Origin of the sequence: Pseudomonas sp. CFBP13508 (genome assembly GCF_005233515.1) — a bacterium.
GTDB classification, from domain to species: Bacteria; Pseudomonadota; Gammaproteobacteria; order Pseudomonadales; family Pseudomonadaceae; genus Aquipseudomonas; species Aquipseudomonas mercuritolerans.
This window is the reverse complement of the sequence record NZ_QFZZ01000006.1, coordinates 132,287-148,471: the sequence shown is the minus strand read 5'-3', so window position 1 is coordinate 148,471 and position 16,185 is coordinate 132,287. Positions and strand designations below refer to the sequence as shown.

The following is a 16,185-nucleotide window of genomic DNA, read 5'->3' as shown; positions in this document are numbered from 1 at the left end:
AGCCTGCTCGCGAAGGCAATGGCACAGCGACCGCAAATCTCAGCGGCGGTTAGCCCATCGCTGGCGCAACCACTCCAGATCTTCCGGCCGGGTCACCTTGAGGTTATCCGCGCGCCCTTCGATCAGACGCGGTGCCAGACCGGCCCATTCCATCGCCGAAGCTTCATCGGTAATGACGGCATCCGCGACCAGGCTGTCGGCCAACGCCCGATGCAACGCACCGAGGCGAAACATCTGTGGCGTATACGCCTGCCAGATCACGCTGCGATCCACCGTTTCAACTACGCGCCCGTTTTTATCGACGCGTTTTAGCGTGTCGCGGGCGGGTACCGCCAGCAAACCACCCACTGGGTCATCCGCCAATTCAGCCAGCAACCTGTCGAGATCATCGCGACTCAGATTGGGCCGGGCCGCATCGTGCACCAGCACCCAGTCGTCATCGTCGGCACCTTGCGCATGCAGATGCAGCAAGGCGTTTAGCACCGAAGCGGAACGCTCCGCCCCGCCATCAACCCGCTGAATGCGCGGATCGTTGACGCATGCCAGATTCGGCCAATAGGGATCATCGACAGCAAGACTGAGCACCAGGCCCTTGAGGCTCGGGTGATCAAGGAAACAGCCGAGGCTGTGTTCGAGAATTGTGCGCCCGCCCAGTTGCAGATATTGCTTGGGACGGTCCGCGGCCATTCGGGCACCGACGCCCGCGGCAGGAATTACGGCCCAGAAGGCCGGCAGGGAATCGATCATTGGGCCAACTGGTAAAGGGTTTCGCCGTCCTTGACCATGCCCAGTTCGTGACGAGCCCGCTCTTCAACGGTCTCCATGCCTTTCTTCAACTCGCTGACTTCAGCGTCCATCACCCGGTTGCGCTCCAGCAGGCCTTCGTTTTCGGCATGTTGGTCGGCGATCTGCTGTTTCAGCTCGGCGACCTGCGCCAGACTGCCATTGCCCACCCACAGGCGGTACTGCAGACCGGCCAGCAGCAAGAGCAAAACAAGAAACAACCAGTAAGGACTGCGCATCGAATATCAGGTATCCAGTGAAAAAAGACAGCCACGCATAATGTTGCAGCATCTGATAGCACGAAGCCTGGAAAGATCCAGGCTTGTGCTTAAGGCATCAGATTAGTGGCAAATCCATCGCTGTCACGACTTTTCCGACACAATCCGGTGTCCTTTGATCAGGTTGCGCTTAACCGCGGAACTCGGCACGGCCGTTGTACTTGGCCTTGCCGTTCAACTGCTCTTCGATACGCAGCAGTTGGTTGTACTTGGAAACGCGGTCGGAACGGCACAGCGAACCGGTCTTGATCTGGCCAGCCGAGGTGCCCACAGCCAGGTCGGCAATGGTCGAATCTTCGGTTTCGCCGGAACGGTGCGAGATCACTGCGGTGTAACCGGCAGCCTTGGCCATCTGGATGGCTTCCAGGGTTTCGGTCAGGGTGCCGATCTGGTTGAACTTGATCAGGATCGAGTTGGCGATCTTTTTGTCGATGCCTTCTTTCAGGATCTTTGTGTTGGTCACGAACAGGTCGTCGCCCACCAGTTGGGTTTTCTCGCCGATCTTGTCGGTGAGGATTTTCCAGCCAGCCCAGTCGGACTCGTCCAGACCGTCTTCGATGGAGATGATCGGGTAACGCTCGGTCAGACCTTTGAGGTAGTCGGCGAAACCTTCAGCAGTGAACACCTGGCCTTCGCCGGACAGGTTGTACTTGCCGTCTTCGTAGAACTCGCTTGCAGCGCAGTCCAGCGCCAGGGTCACGTCGGTGCCCAGTGTGTAACCGGCGTTGGCCACGGCTTCGGAGATCACTTTCAAAGCGTCTTCGTTGGACGCCAGGTTCGGTGCGAAACCGCCTTCGTCGCCAACGGCGGTGCTCAGGCCACGGGCCTTCAGCACAGCTTTCAAGTGATGGAAAATCTCGGTACCCATGCGCAGACCTTCCGAGAAAGACTTGGCGCCAACTGGCTGCACCATGAATTCCTGGATGTCGACGTTGTTATCGGCGTGCTCGCCACCGTTGATGATGTTCATCATCGGTACCGGCATCGAGTACACACCCGGGGTGCCGTTGAGGTTGGCGATGTGTGCGTACAGCGGCAGGTCCTGATCCTGCGCAGCCGCCTTGGCCGCAGCCAGGGACACGGCGAGGATGGCGTTGGCGCCCAGGGTTGCCTTGTTTTCGGTACCGTCGAGCTTGATCATCGCGTGGTCGAGGGCTTTCTGGTCGCTTGGGTCGGTGCCCAGCAGCAGATCGCGGATCGGACCGTTGATGTTGGCTACCGCCTTGAGCACGCCCTTGCCCAGGTAACGGCTCTTGTCGCCATCACGCAGCTCGAGCGCTTCACGCGAGCCAGTGGATGCACCGGACGGCGCGCAGGCGCTGCCGATGATGCCGTTGTCGAGAAGCACGTCCGCTTCCACGGTGGGATTGCCACGGGAGTCGAGAACTTCACGACCTTTGATGTCGACGATTTTTGCCATTGTTGTAAACACTCCAAAGTTGACGAAAACGACGCAGCTAGAGGAAATCTTTATCGTCGGCAAGCGAAGTACAGCGGGCAGACTTGCAGACGACAACGCTCACGCCCGAGGGCATGAGCGACAAATCGTGCGGTACTTTACCGGAGAATCGAGCGTTACGCGGTTTCTACCGTCGGAAAACTCTTCACCAGTTCGTCCAGAGCCTTGAGCTGGGCCAGGAATGGCTCCAGTTTGTCCAGACGCAAGGCGCAAGGGCCGTCGCATTTGGCGTTGTCCGGATCCGGATGCGCTTCGAGGAACAGACCCGCCAGCGACTGGCTCATGCCGGCCTTGGCCAGATCGGTGACCTGCGCGCGGCGACCGCCGGCCGAGTCGGAACGACCGCCGGGCATTTGCAGCGAGTGGGTCACGTCGAAGAACACCGGGTATTCGAACTGCTTCATGATGCCGAAGCCGAGCATGTCGACCACGAGGTTGTTGTAGCCGAAGCTCGAACCGCGCTCGCAGAGGATCAACTGATCGTTCCCGGCTTCTACGCACTTGTTCAGGATGTGTTTCATTTCCTGAGGTGCGAGGAACTGGGCTTTCTTGATGTTGATCACGGCATTGGTCTTGGCCATCGCGACGACCAGATCGGTCTGACGCGACAGGAAGGCCGGCAGCTGGATGATGTCGCAGACCTCAGCGACCACCGCGGCCTGATCCGGCTCGTGGACGTCGGTGATGATCGGCACGCCGAAGGCCTGCTTGATGTCCTGGAAGATGCGCATGCCCTCTTCCAGGCCAGGACCGCGATACGACGTCACAGAAGACCGGTTGGCCTTGTCGAAGCTGGCCTTGAACACGTAAGGGATACCGAGTTTTTCGGTGACCTTCACGTATTCTTCGCAAACCTGCATGGCCATGTCACGGCTTTCCAGCACGTTCATGCCACCGAACAGCACCATGGGTTTGTCGTTGGCAATCTCGATGTCGCCGACGCGGATGATCTTCTGTGCCATCGGGTTACGCCTTCTTCTGGTGTTGCGTCAGTGCTGCCTTGACGAAACCGCTGAACAGCGGATGACCGTCGCGTGGTGTCGAGGTGAACTCAGGATGGAACTGGCAAGCCACGAACCATGGATGATCCGGTGCCTCGACCACTTCAACCAATGCGCCGTCGCCTGAACGCCCAGAGATCTTCAGGCCCGCATTCATGATCTTCGGCAGCAGGTTGTTGTTCACTTCGTAACGGTGACGGTGACGTTCGACGATCACGTCTTTGCCGTAGCAGTCGTGCACTTTCGAGCCCGGCTCAAGCAGGCATTCCTGTGCGCCAAGGCGCATGGTGCCGCCCAGATCGGACGCTTCGGTACGCACTTCAACAGCGCCGGTGGCGTCTTCCCACTCGGTGATCAGACCGACAACCGGATGGCCGCTGGCACGATCGAACTCGGTGGAGTTGGCGTCTTTCCAGCCCAGCACGTTACGCGCGAACTCGATGACCGCCACTTGCATGCCCAGGCAGATACCCAGGTAAGGGACCTTGTTTTCACGAGCGTACTGAACAGCAGTGATCTTGCCTTCCACGCCACGCAGACCGAAGCCGCCGGGTACCAGAATCGCGTCGACACCTTCGAGCAGCGCAGTGCCCTGGTTCTCGATGTCTTCGGAATCGATGTAGCGCAGGTTGACCTTGGTGCGGTTGCTGATGCCAGCGTGGCTCATCGCTTCGATCAGCGACTTGTAGGCGTCGAGCAGTTCCATGTACTTGCCGACCATGGCGATGGTCACTTCGTGTTCCGGGTTCAGCTTGGCATCGACCACTGCTTCCCACTCGGACAGATCGGCGCTGTCGCATTGCAGACCGAAACGCTCGACGACGAAATCGTCCAGGCCCTGCGAGTGCAGGATGCCCGGGATTCTGTAGATGGTGTCGGCATCTTCCAGCGCAATCACCGCACGCTCTTCAACGTTGGTGAACTGAGCGATCTTGCGGCGCGAGGAAATATCGATCGGGTGGTCGGAGCGGCACACCAGCACGTCTGGCTGCAGACCGATCGAGCGCAGATCCTTGACGGAGTGCTGGGTCGGCTTGGTCTTGGTTTCGCCGGCGGTGGCGATGTAAGGCACCAGGGTCAGGTGCATCAGCATCGCGCGCTTGGCGCCGACTTCGAAACGCAGCTGGCGGACAGCTTCGAGGAACGGTTGCGACTCGATGTCACCGACGGTGCCACCGATTTCGACCATCGCCACGTCAGCGTCACCGGCACCCTTGATGATGCGGTGCTTGATTTCATCGGTGATGTGCGGGATGACCTGGATGGTCGCACCCAGGTAGTCACCACGGCGCTCTTTGCGCAGCACGTGCTCGTAGACACGGCCGGTGGTGAAGTTGTTGTTCTGGGTCATGGTCGTGCGGATGAACCGCTCGTAGTGCCCCAGGTCCAGGTCGGTCTCGGCGCCGTCGTGGGTGACGAACACTTCACCGTGCTGGAACGGACTCATGGTGCCCGGATCGACGTTGATGTACGGATCCAGCTTCAGCATGGTGACCTTAAGCCCCCGCGCCTCCAGGATAGCCGCCAATGAAGCCGAGGCAATGCCTTTCCCCAATGAAGAAACAACACCGCCCGTGACGAATATGTAGCGCGTCATGAAAAACCCTAGAAGTCTGCGTTAAAGCGGAACGAGCCGCCGGGGAAAGCGAAGGAAGGCCGAAGCCCCCGATCACCTGCATTAATCACAGTGCACCTTTCGAAAAAACCGCCGCGTTGTGACAGACCGGCAGATGAAACACCGGTACGTTGCTCGCTACACATTTTTTGGAATCGCCCAGCAAAGACTGCTTGGTAATCGGCAACTCCTGCAATTCAGGCGAATCCACAGAAGTTGTATCAAGAAGGGAGCGTAGTCTACCGGAATGCTCCTTTCAGCTCAAACCTTGATCTTCGTCTGTTGGCTGCCAATGCAACGTCCAGCCTTCGTCCATCTGACCATCAAGACCCGGCAGGTTCGCCACCGCGAGTAATTCTTCACCACGAAACAGCAGCGGCAATCTGCCACGCACGAAGCTTGGTAATGCGCGCTCATTGAGCAGACGCTTGAGATCACGGTGGCCGCGATCCGCCAGATGCATTACTTCACCGCCCTGCCGATAGGCGATGCGCAAAGGCGCGGACGGAGTTTGGCCGTGAAACATGACGCGCCCGTTATCGGCCAAGCGTAGCGTTGCAGCCGGGGTCTGCCAGTCGGCGCCGATCACCGGCGTGCGCAGCCAATGGCCGCTGAGCCACCAGGCGCGACCGGCGCTGCGGTGCAGCTCTCCGTCGGCGAGACGCCAGATCGGTGAAGCGTCGGAGCTGGCATCGCGCAGGTCGATCCAACCCGACCAATGGTCAGCATCTGGCAGGCGAGTCAGTGGCTCAAGCCAGTGACCGAGGGCGTTTCGCTGGCGTGCGTCAGACAATGCAGCCAACGGCGCCAGCTCAAGTGATGGAACACCCAGCCAAGCGAATTCATGGACCGTTTGGGCTTGTGCGAGATCGATCTGCGCCAGCTCATCGAGCAAGCCCTGGGCTTCACGCAGATGCACAGCCGTGCGTGCCATGCTGGCCTGCGCTTGCGGCCAGCGCTCGGTCAGCACCGGCATGACTTGATGGCGCAGGTAGTTACGGGAAAACTGCCGATCCTGATTGGACGGGTCTTCGATCCAGTGCAACTGATGTGCCTGTGCATAACTTTCCAGTTCGGCGCGACTGACGTCGAGCAACGGTCGAACCAGAGCGCCCTGCCCCACTGGACGCTGCTGCGGCATCCCGCCAAGCCCACGCACTCCAGCTCCGCGCAACAGCCGAAACAGCAGCGTTTCGGCTTGATCGTCGCGGTGCTGGCCAGTCATCAGCACGTCATTGGTCTGTGTCAGCGAACTGAACGCAGCATAACGCGCATCCCGCGCCGCCCGCTCCAGGCTCGCCCCGCCCTTTACGGTCACCCGCTTCACTTGCAACGGCACGCCCAGCGCATCGCAAACGGACTGGCAATGTTGCGGCCACGCATCGGCCGTAGCCTGAAGGCCGTGGTGGATGTGGATGGCGCTTAGCGCAGGGAGGGATTCGGCGTTCGCCAGAGTGGCGAGCAGATGCAGGAGGACGGTGGAGTCGAGGCCACCGGAGAAGGCGATGCGCCAATGAGCGGCGTGGCGCCAGGGCTCAAGGTTCAGCAGAAGCCGCGACGGCAAATCACTCTTAGAGGAATTCATAGAGAGGGTCGCTTCTCAGAAATCCCTATAGAAGCTGCCGAAGGCTGCGATCTTTTGATTCTGACAAGCAAGATCAAAAGATCGCAGCCTTCGGCAGCTCCTACAGGGGATAGCGCTCGACTTAGAGACCGTAGCTCATCAGGCGATCGTAACGGCGCTTGAGCAGCGCTTCGTTATCGAACTGCTTGAGCATCGCCAGTTGCGAGCTCAGCTCGGCGCGGATCGACGCAGCGGCAGCAGCCGGGTCACGGTGGGCGCCGCCCAGTGGCTCGCCGATCACTTTGTCAACAATGCCCAGGCCTTTCAGACGCTCAGCGGTGATGCCCATCGCCTCAGCGGCATCCGGTGCTTTCTCGGCGGTTTTCCACAGGATCGATGCGCAACCTTCCGGCGAGATCACCGCGTAGGTCGAATACTGCAGCATGTTCAGTTGGTCGCAGACGCCGATGGCCAGTGCGCCGCCGGAACCACCCTCACCAATTACGGTGGCAATGATCGGGGTCTTCAACCGCGCCATCACACGCAGGTTCCAGGCAATCGCTTCGCTCTGGTTGCGCTCTTCGGCGTCGATGCCTGGGTAGGCGCCCGGGGTATCGATGAAGGTCAGGATCGGCATCTTGAAGCGCTCGGCCATCTCCATCAGACGGCAGGCCTTGCGGTAGCCTTCAGGACGCGGCATGCCGAAGTTGCGACGGACTTTCTCGCGCACTTCACGGCCTTTCTGGTGACCGATGATCATCACCGGCTGGTCTTCCAGACGGGCGATACCGCCAACAATGGCAGCGTCGTCGGAGAAGTGACGGTCGCCGTGCAGTTCGTCGAACTCAGTGAAGATGTGCTCGATGTAATCGAGGGTGTAAGGGCGTTTCGGGTGACGCGCCAGACGTGCGATCTGCCAACTGGTCAGCTTGCCGAAGATGTCTTCGGTCAGCGTCCTGCTCTTGTCCTGCAGGCGGGAGATCTCATCGCCGATATTCAGCGAATTGTCATTACCGACCAAGCGCAACTCTTCGATCTTGGCTTGCAGGTCGGCGATCGGCTGTTCGAAATCTAGAAAATTCGGGTTCATAGGCGTCCGTCTTGGGTCGTGTCCCAAGTGAGCTTGGGCCGGCCGGTTGTCTATTCGCGCCCTACCTTAAGGGAGAGGCGCGCTGAGGTCGAGATTAAAAATTCAGGTTGCGGGCAAGCGCAATGGTGGCACTTGCCGGTCAACGGTATTGGAGGAAGACGTTGTCTCGCCCGAACTGGTCACGCAGGGCTTGAATCAAGGTATCCGCCGGGTCGATCCGCCAGGTCTCGCCGAACTGCAGCAAGGTCTTCGCATCCGGACTGGTGTACTCCATGGTGATCGGGCACGCGCCGCGATGACGCTTGAGCAGTTCGCCCAACCAGCGTAGCTGATCGCCTTTCAGATCCTGGGTGTGCAGTTTCAGGCGCAGGCTTTCGGCCAGATTGGTACGCGCATCCTCCATGCTCATCACCCGCTTGACCCGCAGGCGCAGGCCACCGGAGAAGTCGTCGTTGCTGACCTCGCCCTCGACCACCACCATCGCGTCGGTCTGCAACAGTGATTGCGCCGAATGGAACGCATCGGCAAACAGCGACGCCTCGATCCGCCCGGAGCGGTCATCAAGGGTGATGAAGCCCATCTTGTCGCCCTTCTTGTTCTTCATCACCCGCAGGGCAATGATCATCCCCGCTACGGTTTGCGTGTCACGTGCCGGTTTCAGGTCGATGATGCGCTGACGGGCGAAACGGCGGATCTCGCCTTCGTATTCGTCGATCGGGTGACCGGTCAGGTACAGGCCCAGGGTGTCTTTCTCCCCCTTGAGGCGTTCCTTGAGGGTCAGCTCCTTGGCCTTGCGATGGGACGCATAAACATCGGCATCCTCTTCGACGAACAAGCCGCCGAACAGGTCGGCGTGGCCAGAGTCGTGAGTCCGCGCAGTCTGCTCGGCAGCCTTGATCGCTTCTTCCATCGCCGCCAGCAGCACCGCACGGTTGCGGTCGATATTGGCTTGATAGGCTTTCTGTTCGTCGTGGAAATACGGGCCGAGACGATCCAGCGCACCGCTGCGGATCAGACCGTCGAGGGTGCGCTTGTTGATGCGCTTGAGGTCGACCCGCGCGCAGAAATCGAACAGATCCTTGAACGGACCGGCCTGTCGCGCCTCGGTGATCGCTTCCACCGGACCTTCACCGACGCCCTTGATCGCGCCGAGGCCGTAAACGATGCGGCCATCGTCGTTCACCGTGAACTTGAACTCCGAAGTGTTCACGTCAGGCGCGTCGAGGCGCAGCTTCATCGTCCGCACTTCTTCGATCAAGGTCACGACCTTGTCGGTGTTGTGCATATCCGCCGAGAGTACCGCAGCCATGAACGGCGCCGGGTAGTGAGCTTTCAGCCACGCGGTCTGGTAGGACACCAGGCCGTAGGCGGCGGAGTGGGATTTGTTGAAGCCGTAACCAGCGAATTTTTCTACCAGGTCGAAAATGTTACCGGCAAGATCCGCGTCGATGCCGTTGGTCGCGCAACCCTCGATGAAACCGCCGCGCTGCTTGGCCATTTCTTCGGGCTTTTTCTTACCCATCGCCCGACGCAGCATGTCCGCACCGCCAAGGGTGTAACCGGCCATGACCTGAGCAATCTGCATCACCTGTTCCTGATACAGGATGATGCCGTAAGTCGGCGCCAGTACCGGCTTCAGACCGTCGTACTGGTAGTCCGAGTGCGGATAGGCCAGTTCGGCGCGACCGTGCTTACGATTGATGAAGTCGTCCACCATGCCCGATTGAAGCGGCCCCGGACGGAACAATGCAACGAGTGCGATCAAGTCTTCCAGGCAGTCGGGCTTGAGCTTTTTGATCAGCTCTTTCATGCCTCGCGATTCAAGCTGGAACACCGCCGTGGTTTCGGCTTTTTGCAGCAACTGGTAGGTCGGTTTGTCGTCCAGCGGGATAAAAGCGATATCGAGCGGCGGCTCGTTGACCTTGGCGCGGTCGCGGTTGATGGTTTTCAGCGCCCAGTCGATGATCGTCAGCGTACGCAGGCCGAGGAAGTCGAACTTCACCAGACCGGCCGCTTCAACGTCATCCTTGTCGAACTGGGTTACCAGACCGTCGCCGGCCTCGTCGCAATAGATCGGCGAGAAGTCGGTGAGTTTGGTCGGCGCGATCACCACACCACCGGCGTGCTTGCCGACGTTGCGCACCACACCTTCGAGCTTGCGCGCCATCTCCCAGATTTCCGCCGCTTCTTCATCGACCTTGATGAAGTCGCGCAGGATCTCTTCCTGCTCGTAGGCTTTTTCCAGGGTCATGCCGACTTCGAACGGAATCATCTTCGACAGGCGATCCGCCAGGCCGTAGGATTTGCCCTGCACCCGCGCCACGTCACGGACCACAGCCTTGGCGGCCATGGAACCGAAGGTGATGATCTGGCTTACCGCGTTGCGGCCGTATTTCTCGGCCACGTAGTCGATCACGCGGTCGCGACCGTCCATGCAGAAGTCGACGTCGAAGTCGGGCATGGAGACCCGTTCCGGGTTGAGGAAACGTTCGAACAGCAGGTCATATTCCAGCGGGTCGAGGTCGGTGATCTTCTGGACATACGCCACCAGCGAACCGGCACCCGACCCACGGCCCGGACCTACCGGTACACCGTTGTTCTTGGCCCACTGGATGAAGTCCATCACGATCAGGAAGTAACCGGGGAAGCCCATCTGGATGATGATATCCAGCTCAAAATTCAAGCGGTCGACGTAGACCTGGCGCTTGGCTTCGTAGTCTTCGGTGGTGTCCTTGGGCAGCAGCACCGCCAGGCGCTCTTCGAGCCCTTCGAAGGAAACCTTGCGGAAATATTCGTCGATGGTCATGCCATCGGGAATCGGGAAGTTGGGCAGAAAGTGCGTGCCCAGCTTCACTTCGATGTTGCAGCGCTTGGCGATCTCGACGGTGTTTTCGATGGCGTCGGGGATATCGCTGAACAGCTCGAGCATTTCCTCGGCGCTTTTCAGGTATTGCTGATCGCTGTAATTCTTCGAACGGCGCGGGTCATCGAGGGCGCGGCCTTCACCGATGCACACACGGGTTTCGTGGGCGGCGAAGTCTTCCTGCTTGATGAAGCGCACGTCGTTGGTCGCCACCAGCGGCGCACCGAGCTTGTCGGCCAGCGCCACGGCGCCATGCAGTTGTTCTTCGTCGTTGGGACGGTTGGTGCGCTGGATTTCCAGATAGAAGCGATCCGGGAAGACCGTCATCCACTCGCGCGCCAAGGCCTCGGCCTCCGCCGGGTTGCCGCCGATCATGGCCATGCCGATCTCGCCTTCTTTGGCGGCGGACAGCATGATCAGGCCTTCGCTGGCCTCAGCCACCCACTCGCGCTCGACGATGACCATGCCGTTGCGCTGGCCTTCGATGAAGCCGCGCGAGATCAGTTCGGTGAGATTGCGATAACCCTGAGCGTTCATCACCAGCAGGCTGAGGCGGCTCAGCGGTGCATCCGGGTCCTTGTTCGCCAGCCACAGGTCGGCGCCGCAGATCGGCTTGATGCCGGCGCCCATGGCGTTTTTATAGAACTTGACCAGGGAACACATGTTGTTCTGGTCAGTGACCGCGACTGCCGGCATGTTCATGGCGGTCAGCGCCTTGACCAGCGGCTTGATCCGCACCAGCCCGTCGACCAGGGAGTATTCAGTGTGCAGGCGTAGATGAACGAATGAAGCCGGCATAGTGATCCTGTCCAGTTACATAGAGACAACGAGGCCCGGATTGTACCGGGCCTCGAATAAAACATCAGCCTTGCGCCTAAACCTGCGTCAGGCTTTCCCGCGCCTCGTAAGCCAGGCGCACCGGGGCGAACGAGCGGCGGTGAATCGGCGTCGGGCCGAGCCGCGCCAGTGCTTCCAGATGAACGGGCGTCGGATAGCCTTTATGGCCGCCAATGCCGTAGCCCGGGTAGATCAATTCGAACGCCGCCATTTCGCGATCACGACTGACCTTGGCCAGAATCGACGCCGCCGCTATCGCCGGCACCTTGCCGTCGCCCTGAATCACCGCCTCGGAACGCATCGGCAGATGCGGGCAGCGGTTACCGTCGATCATCGCCAGTTTCGGCTGAATGTGCAGACCGGCAACCGCGCGCTGCATCGCCAGCATGGTCGCGTGGAGGATATTCAGATCGTCGATTTCTTCGACTTCGGCGCGGGCGATGCACCAGCTCAGGGCCTTTTCGCAGATCTCGTCGTAGAGCTTTTCGCGCTTGGCTTCAGTAAGTTTCTTCGAATCGTCGAGGCCGAGGATCGGCCGGTTCGGATCGAGAATCACTGCCGCCGTCACCACCGCACCGCACAACGGACCACGACCGACTTCATCAACACCGGCGACCAGTTCTTCGACTTCGGCGACCAGAGTGAAATCCAGGCCCATTTGCATGCTTGTCTTGCTCATTGTGGTTTGCCGATCAGGTCAAGGACGGCTTGCGCCGCCTGATTGGAAGCATCGCGCCGCAGCGTGCGGTGGATCTCGTCGAAGCCGCGGGTCTGTTCCTCGCCACCATCGATCAATGGCGACAGCGTCTGCGCCAACGCCTCGACAGTCGCATCATCCTGCAACAATTCCGGCACCAGCAAGCGCTGAGCGAGCAAGTTGGGCAGCGACACGTACGGGCTCTTGACCATGCGTTTGAGAATCCAGAACGTCAGCGGCGCCAACCGATACGCCACCACCATCGGCCGCTTGTACAGCAGCGCTTCAAGGGTAGCAGTGCCAGAGGCGATCAACACCGCGTTGCACGCGGCCAGGGCCAGATGGGATTTACCGTCGAGCAATGCCACCGGCAAATCTCGGCCAGCGAGCAAGGCCTCAAGTTGCACCCGACGTTCCGGGCTTGCACAAGGAATGACAAAGCGCACGCCCGGACGCATGGCGCGCAGACGTTCGGCAGTGTCGAGGAACAGCGCGCCGAGGCGACTGACTTCACCGCCACGGCTTCCCGGCATCAACGCCACCAGCGGACCGTCGGGCAAACCCAGCTCGGCGCGCGCAGCGCCGCGATCGGCTTGCAGCGGAATGGTATCGGCCAAGGTGTGACCGACGAAACGCACCGGCACGCCTTTCTCTTCGTAGAATTTCGCTTCGAACGGCAACAGGGTGAGCATCAGATCGCAGCCTTCGCGGATCTTCAGCACCCGTTTCTGCCGCCATGCCCACACCGACGGGCTGACGTAATGCACGGTCTTGATCCCGGCCTGACGCAGCTTGAGTTCGATATTGAGGTTGAAATCCGGCGCATCGATGCCGATGAACACGTCTGGCTTTGCGGCAATCAGTGTGGCAATCAGCTCTTTGCGGCGCTTGAGCAACTCACGCAGCCGGCCGAGGACTTCCACCAGCCCCATGACCGACAAGCGCTCCATGGGGAAGTACGAGGTCAGGCCTTCGGCCTGCATCAGCGGACCACCGACACCGATGAATTCCACTGCCGGGTGCTGAGCCTTGAGGGCGCGCATGAGGCCGGCGCCGAGAATGTCACCGGAAGCCTCTCCCGCCACCAGCGCAATACGCAGACTGGCCATGATCAGCGGGTGATGCCGCGAGTCGATGCCTGGATCGAATCGCGGAACACGGCGACTTCAGGGAACTGCGCAGACGGTTCCGCCAGCTCGGCCAGCGCCTGCTCGACCGTCAGGCCCTGGCGGTAGACCGTTTTGTAGGCACGACGCAAGGCGTGGATCGCGTCTTCGCTGAAACCGCGACGGCGCATGCCTTCGAAGTTCATGCTGCGCGCTTCGGCCGGGTTGCCGAAAACGGTGACGAACGCCGGAACGTCCTTGCCGATCGCCGTGCCCATGCCCGAAAAGCTGTGCGCGCCGATATGGCAGTACTGATGCACCAGGGTGAAACCGGAGAGGATCGCCCAGTCGTCAACGTGTACATGCCCGGCCAACGCTGTGTTGTTGACCAGAATGCAGTGGTTGCCGATGACGCTGTCATGGCCGATGTGGGCATAGGCCATGATCAGGTTGTGATCACCCAGCGTGGTTTCCGAACGATCCTGCACGGTGCCACGGTGAATGGTCACGCCTTCGCGGATGACGTTGTGGTCGCCGATCACCAGGCGGGTTTCCTCGCCTTTGTACTTCAGATCCGGGGTGTCTTCGCCTACCGAGGAAAACTGGTAGATGCGATTGTATTTACCAATGCGGGTCGGCCCCTTGAGGATCACATGCGGCCCGATCACGGTACCCTCGCCGATTTCCACACCTGCGCCGATGATCGACCACGGGCCGACCTCGACGCCGTCAGCCAGTACGGCGGACGGATCGATGATTGCGCGAGGGTCAATCAAACTCATACTTTCTGTTCCGCGCAGATGATTTCTGCCGAGCAGACCGGCTTGCCATCCACCGAAGCCTGGCATTCGAACTTCCAGATCTTGCGCTTGCAACTGATGAAGGTCGCTTCAAGGATCAACTGATCGCCCGGCTTGACTGGCTGGCGGAAGCGCAGCTTGTCGGAGCCAACGAAGTAATACAGGGTGCCGTCGGCCGGTTTGACGTCGAGCATCTTGAAACCGAGGATCCCGGCAGCCTGAGCCATCGCTTCGATGATCAGCACGCCCGGCATGATTGGATGCGCGGGAAAGTGACCATTGAAGAACGGTTCATTGATGCTGACATTCTTGTAGGCGCGAATTCGCTTGCCTTCAGTGTCCAGTTCCACCACCCGGTCCACCAGCAGGAACGGGTAACGGTGAGGCAGGTATTCGCGAATCTCGTTGATGTCCATCATTTCAGGGGAAAGCCTATGTAAAGATTGGGAGCGCGACTGACGCGCACTCCTCTAGCAAATCAAGGAGGCAGTCTAGAGGCTGTGCACACTTGATATGGAAATGGTATCAGCCATCAGATGAAGCATTGCCGTCAGGGGTCACTTCCCCTACGCGCTTTTCCAGCTGTTTCAACCGTCGCGCGATGTCATCGAGCTGACGGATGCGGGCCGCGCTTTTGCGCCATTCGGCCGCCGGTTGCATGGCTGTGCCGGAAGAATAGGCACCCGGCTCGGTAATCGAGTGGGTCACCATGGTCATCCCGGTCAGGAAAACGTTGTCGCAAATATCAATGTGGCCGACCAGACCGACACCGCCGGCGAGCATGCAGTGCTTGCCGATTTTGGTGCTGCCGGAAATGCCGACGCACGCGGCCATGGCGGTGTGATCACCGACCTGGACGTTGTGTGCGATCTGGATCTGGTTGTCGAGCTTCACGCCGTTGCCGATCACGGTATCGGCCAGAGCGCCGCGGTCGATGGCGGTGTTCACGCCGATCTCGACATCGTCGCCGATGGTCACGCCACCGATCTGGGCGATTTTCTGCCAGACGCCCTTTTCGTTGGCGAAGCCGAAGCCCTCGCCGCCGATCACCGCGCCGGACTGGATCACCACACGTTTGCCGATGCGCACGTCGTGATACAGCGTGACGCGCGGAGCCAGCCAGCCGCCTTCACCGATTTCGCTGCGAGCTCCGACCACGCAGTGCGCGCCCAGCGTCACCTGCGCAGCGATACGCGCACCGGCTTCAATCACCACGAACGGGCCGATGCTGGCGCTTGGATCAACCACTGCATCCGCCGCAATCACCGCTGTCGGATGAATCCCCGCAGCAGCTTTTGGTTTTGGATCGAACAGGTGCGAGATGCGCGCGTAGGCCAGGTAAGGATCCGGCACCACCAGGGCGTTACCGGCAAAACCCTCGGCATCGGCTTCCTTGAGCAGCAGTGCAGCTGCCTGGGAACCGGCCAGGTATTTACGGTATTGGGGATTTGCCAGAAAGCTCAACTGAGCTGGGCCAGCCTCTTGCAAAGTGGCTAGCCCAGTAATTTGCGTCTCGGGGTCGCCACGCAGAGTGGCGCCGAGGTGCTCGGCCAACTGGTCGAGCCTGATAGTCACGGTCATGGGTTACTTCAGCTGATTCATGCGCTCGATAACCTGGCGCGTGATGTCGTACTGAGGTTTGACATCGATGACTGCGCCACGCTCGAACACCAGGTCGAAACCACCTTTCTTGATGACTTCTTCCACGGCACTGTCCAGTTTCGGCTTCAGCTGCTTGAGCATTTCACGGTCGGCAACGGCTTTGGCTTCATTCAGTTCCTTGGACTGGAACTGGAAGTCACGAGCCTTTTGCTTGAATTCCAGCTCCAGACGCTCACGCTCGCCCTGCTGCATTTTGTCGCCACCGGCCATCAGACGGTCCTGAATGCCTTTGGCGCTGCTTTCCAGGGTTTTCAGCTTGGTCAGTTGCGGACCGAACTTCTTCTCGGCATCCACGGCGTACTTCTTCGCCGCGTCGGATTCCAGCAGTGCCATCTGATAGTTCAGCACGGCAATTTTCATGTCGGCGAACGCCGGGCCTGCCACCAGTACGGAGGCCAGGAGAACCAATTGAGTCAACTTACGCACGATG

Annotated in this window: 14 protein-coding genes; all 14 read right to left on the bottom strand. The window is 60.0% G+C overall.

What is annotated here, in order from left to right:
- Nucleotides 1-39: 39 nt before the first annotated feature.
- Complete coding sequence (gene ispD, locus PspCFBP13508_RS17860; RefSeq protein WP_130912748.1) at nucleotides 40-747, bottom strand: 2-C-methyl-D-erythritol 4-phosphate cytidylyltransferase; 708 nt, start codon at nucleotides 745-747, stop codon at nucleotides 40-42.
- Complete coding sequence (gene ftsB / locus PspCFBP13508_RS17855) at nucleotides 744-1,022, bottom strand: cell division protein FtsB (RefSeq protein WP_007964293.1); 279 nt, start codon at nucleotides 1,020-1,022, stop codon at nucleotides 744-746. Before ftsB ends, ispD begins: the two co-directional genes overlap by 4 nt.
- A 169-nt stretch (nucleotides 1,023-1,191) precedes the next feature.
- Nucleotides 1,192-2,481 (bottom strand): phosphopyruvate hydratase, encoded by a 1,290-nt coding sequence (gene eno / locus PspCFBP13508_RS17850; protein ID WP_137215276.1) that lies wholly within the window; start codon nucleotides 2,479-2,481, stop codon nucleotides 1,192-1,194.
- A 155-nt stretch (nucleotides 2,482-2,636) separates the two neighbouring features.
- Nucleotides 2,637-3,482, bottom strand: coding sequence for a 3-deoxy-8-phosphooctulonate synthase (kdsA, locus tag PspCFBP13508_RS17845; RefSeq protein WP_007954807.1), 846 nt, complete (start codon nucleotides 3,480-3,482; stop codon nucleotides 2,637-2,639).
- A gap of 4 nt (nucleotides 3,483-3,486) precedes the next feature.
- Nucleotides 3,487-5,118: a CTP synthase gene (locus PspCFBP13508_RS17840; protein ID WP_137215275.1), complete on the bottom strand. Its 1,632-nt coding sequence runs from the start codon at nucleotides 5,116-5,118 to the stop codon at nucleotides 3,487-3,489.
- Nucleotides 5,119-5,392: 274 nt separating this feature from the next.
- Complete coding sequence (gene tilS / locus PspCFBP13508_RS17835) at nucleotides 5,393-6,721, bottom strand: tRNA lysidine(34) synthetase TilS (protein ID WP_137215274.1); 1,329 nt, start codon at nucleotides 6,719-6,721, stop codon at nucleotides 5,393-5,395.
- A 121-nt stretch (nucleotides 6,722-6,842) separates the two neighbouring features.
- On the bottom strand, nucleotides 6,843-7,790 hold the full coding sequence (locus tag PspCFBP13508_RS17830; RefSeq protein ID WP_137215273.1) for an acetyl-CoA carboxylase carboxyltransferase subunit alpha: 948 nt from the start codon (nucleotides 7,788-7,790) through the stop codon (nucleotides 6,843-6,845).
- Between the two features lie 139 nt (nucleotides 7,791-7,929).
- The gene (gene dnaE / locus PspCFBP13508_RS17825; RefSeq protein ID WP_137215272.1) at nucleotides 7,930-11,451 is read right to left on the bottom strand and encodes a DNA polymerase III subunit alpha; all 3,522 of its coding nucleotides are present in this window, start codon (nucleotides 11,449-11,451) and stop codon (nucleotides 7,930-7,932) included.
- Between the two features lie 76 nt (nucleotides 11,452-11,527).
- Nucleotides 11,528-12,154 carry a ribonuclease HII gene (rnhB, locus tag PspCFBP13508_RS17820; protein ID WP_130912760.1) on the bottom strand — a complete coding sequence of 209 codons (627 nt, stop codon included), beginning with the start codon at nucleotides 12,152-12,154 and terminating at the stop codon, nucleotides 11,528-11,530.
- 11 nt (nucleotides 12,155-12,165) lie between these two features.
- On the bottom strand, nucleotides 12,166-13,299 hold the full coding sequence (gene lpxB, locus PspCFBP13508_RS17815; protein WP_178083764.1) for a lipid-A-disaccharide synthase: 1,134 nt from the start codon (nucleotides 13,297-13,299) through the stop codon (nucleotides 12,166-12,168).
- Nucleotides 13,299-14,075 (bottom strand): acyl-ACP--UDP-N-acetylglucosamine O-acyltransferase, encoded by a 777-nt coding sequence (gene lpxA / locus PspCFBP13508_RS17810; protein WP_137215271.1) that lies wholly within the window; start codon nucleotides 14,073-14,075, stop codon nucleotides 13,299-13,301. The genes lpxB and lpxA overlap by 1 nt, the downstream gene beginning before the upstream one ends.
- Nucleotides 14,072-14,512 carry a 3-hydroxyacyl-ACP dehydratase FabZ gene (gene fabZ / locus PspCFBP13508_RS17805; RefSeq protein ID WP_016771469.1) on the bottom strand — a complete coding sequence of 147 codons (441 nt, stop codon included), beginning with the start codon at nucleotides 14,510-14,512 and terminating at the stop codon, nucleotides 14,072-14,074. The genes lpxA and fabZ overlap by 4 nt, the downstream gene beginning before the upstream one ends.
- A 106-nt stretch (nucleotides 14,513-14,618) precedes the next feature.
- The gene (gene lpxD / locus PspCFBP13508_RS17800; protein ID WP_137215270.1) at nucleotides 14,619-15,674 is read right to left on the bottom strand and encodes a UDP-3-O-(3-hydroxymyristoyl)glucosamine N-acyltransferase; all 1,056 of its coding nucleotides are present in this window, start codon (nucleotides 15,672-15,674) and stop codon (nucleotides 14,619-14,621) included.
- A gap of 3 nt (nucleotides 15,675-15,677) precedes the next feature.
- Entirely contained in the window at nucleotides 15,678-16,181 is a 504-nt protein-coding gene (locus PspCFBP13508_RS17795; RefSeq protein ID WP_003222140.1) for an OmpH family outer membrane protein, read from the bottom strand.
- Nucleotides 16,182-16,185 lie beyond the last annotated feature (4 nt).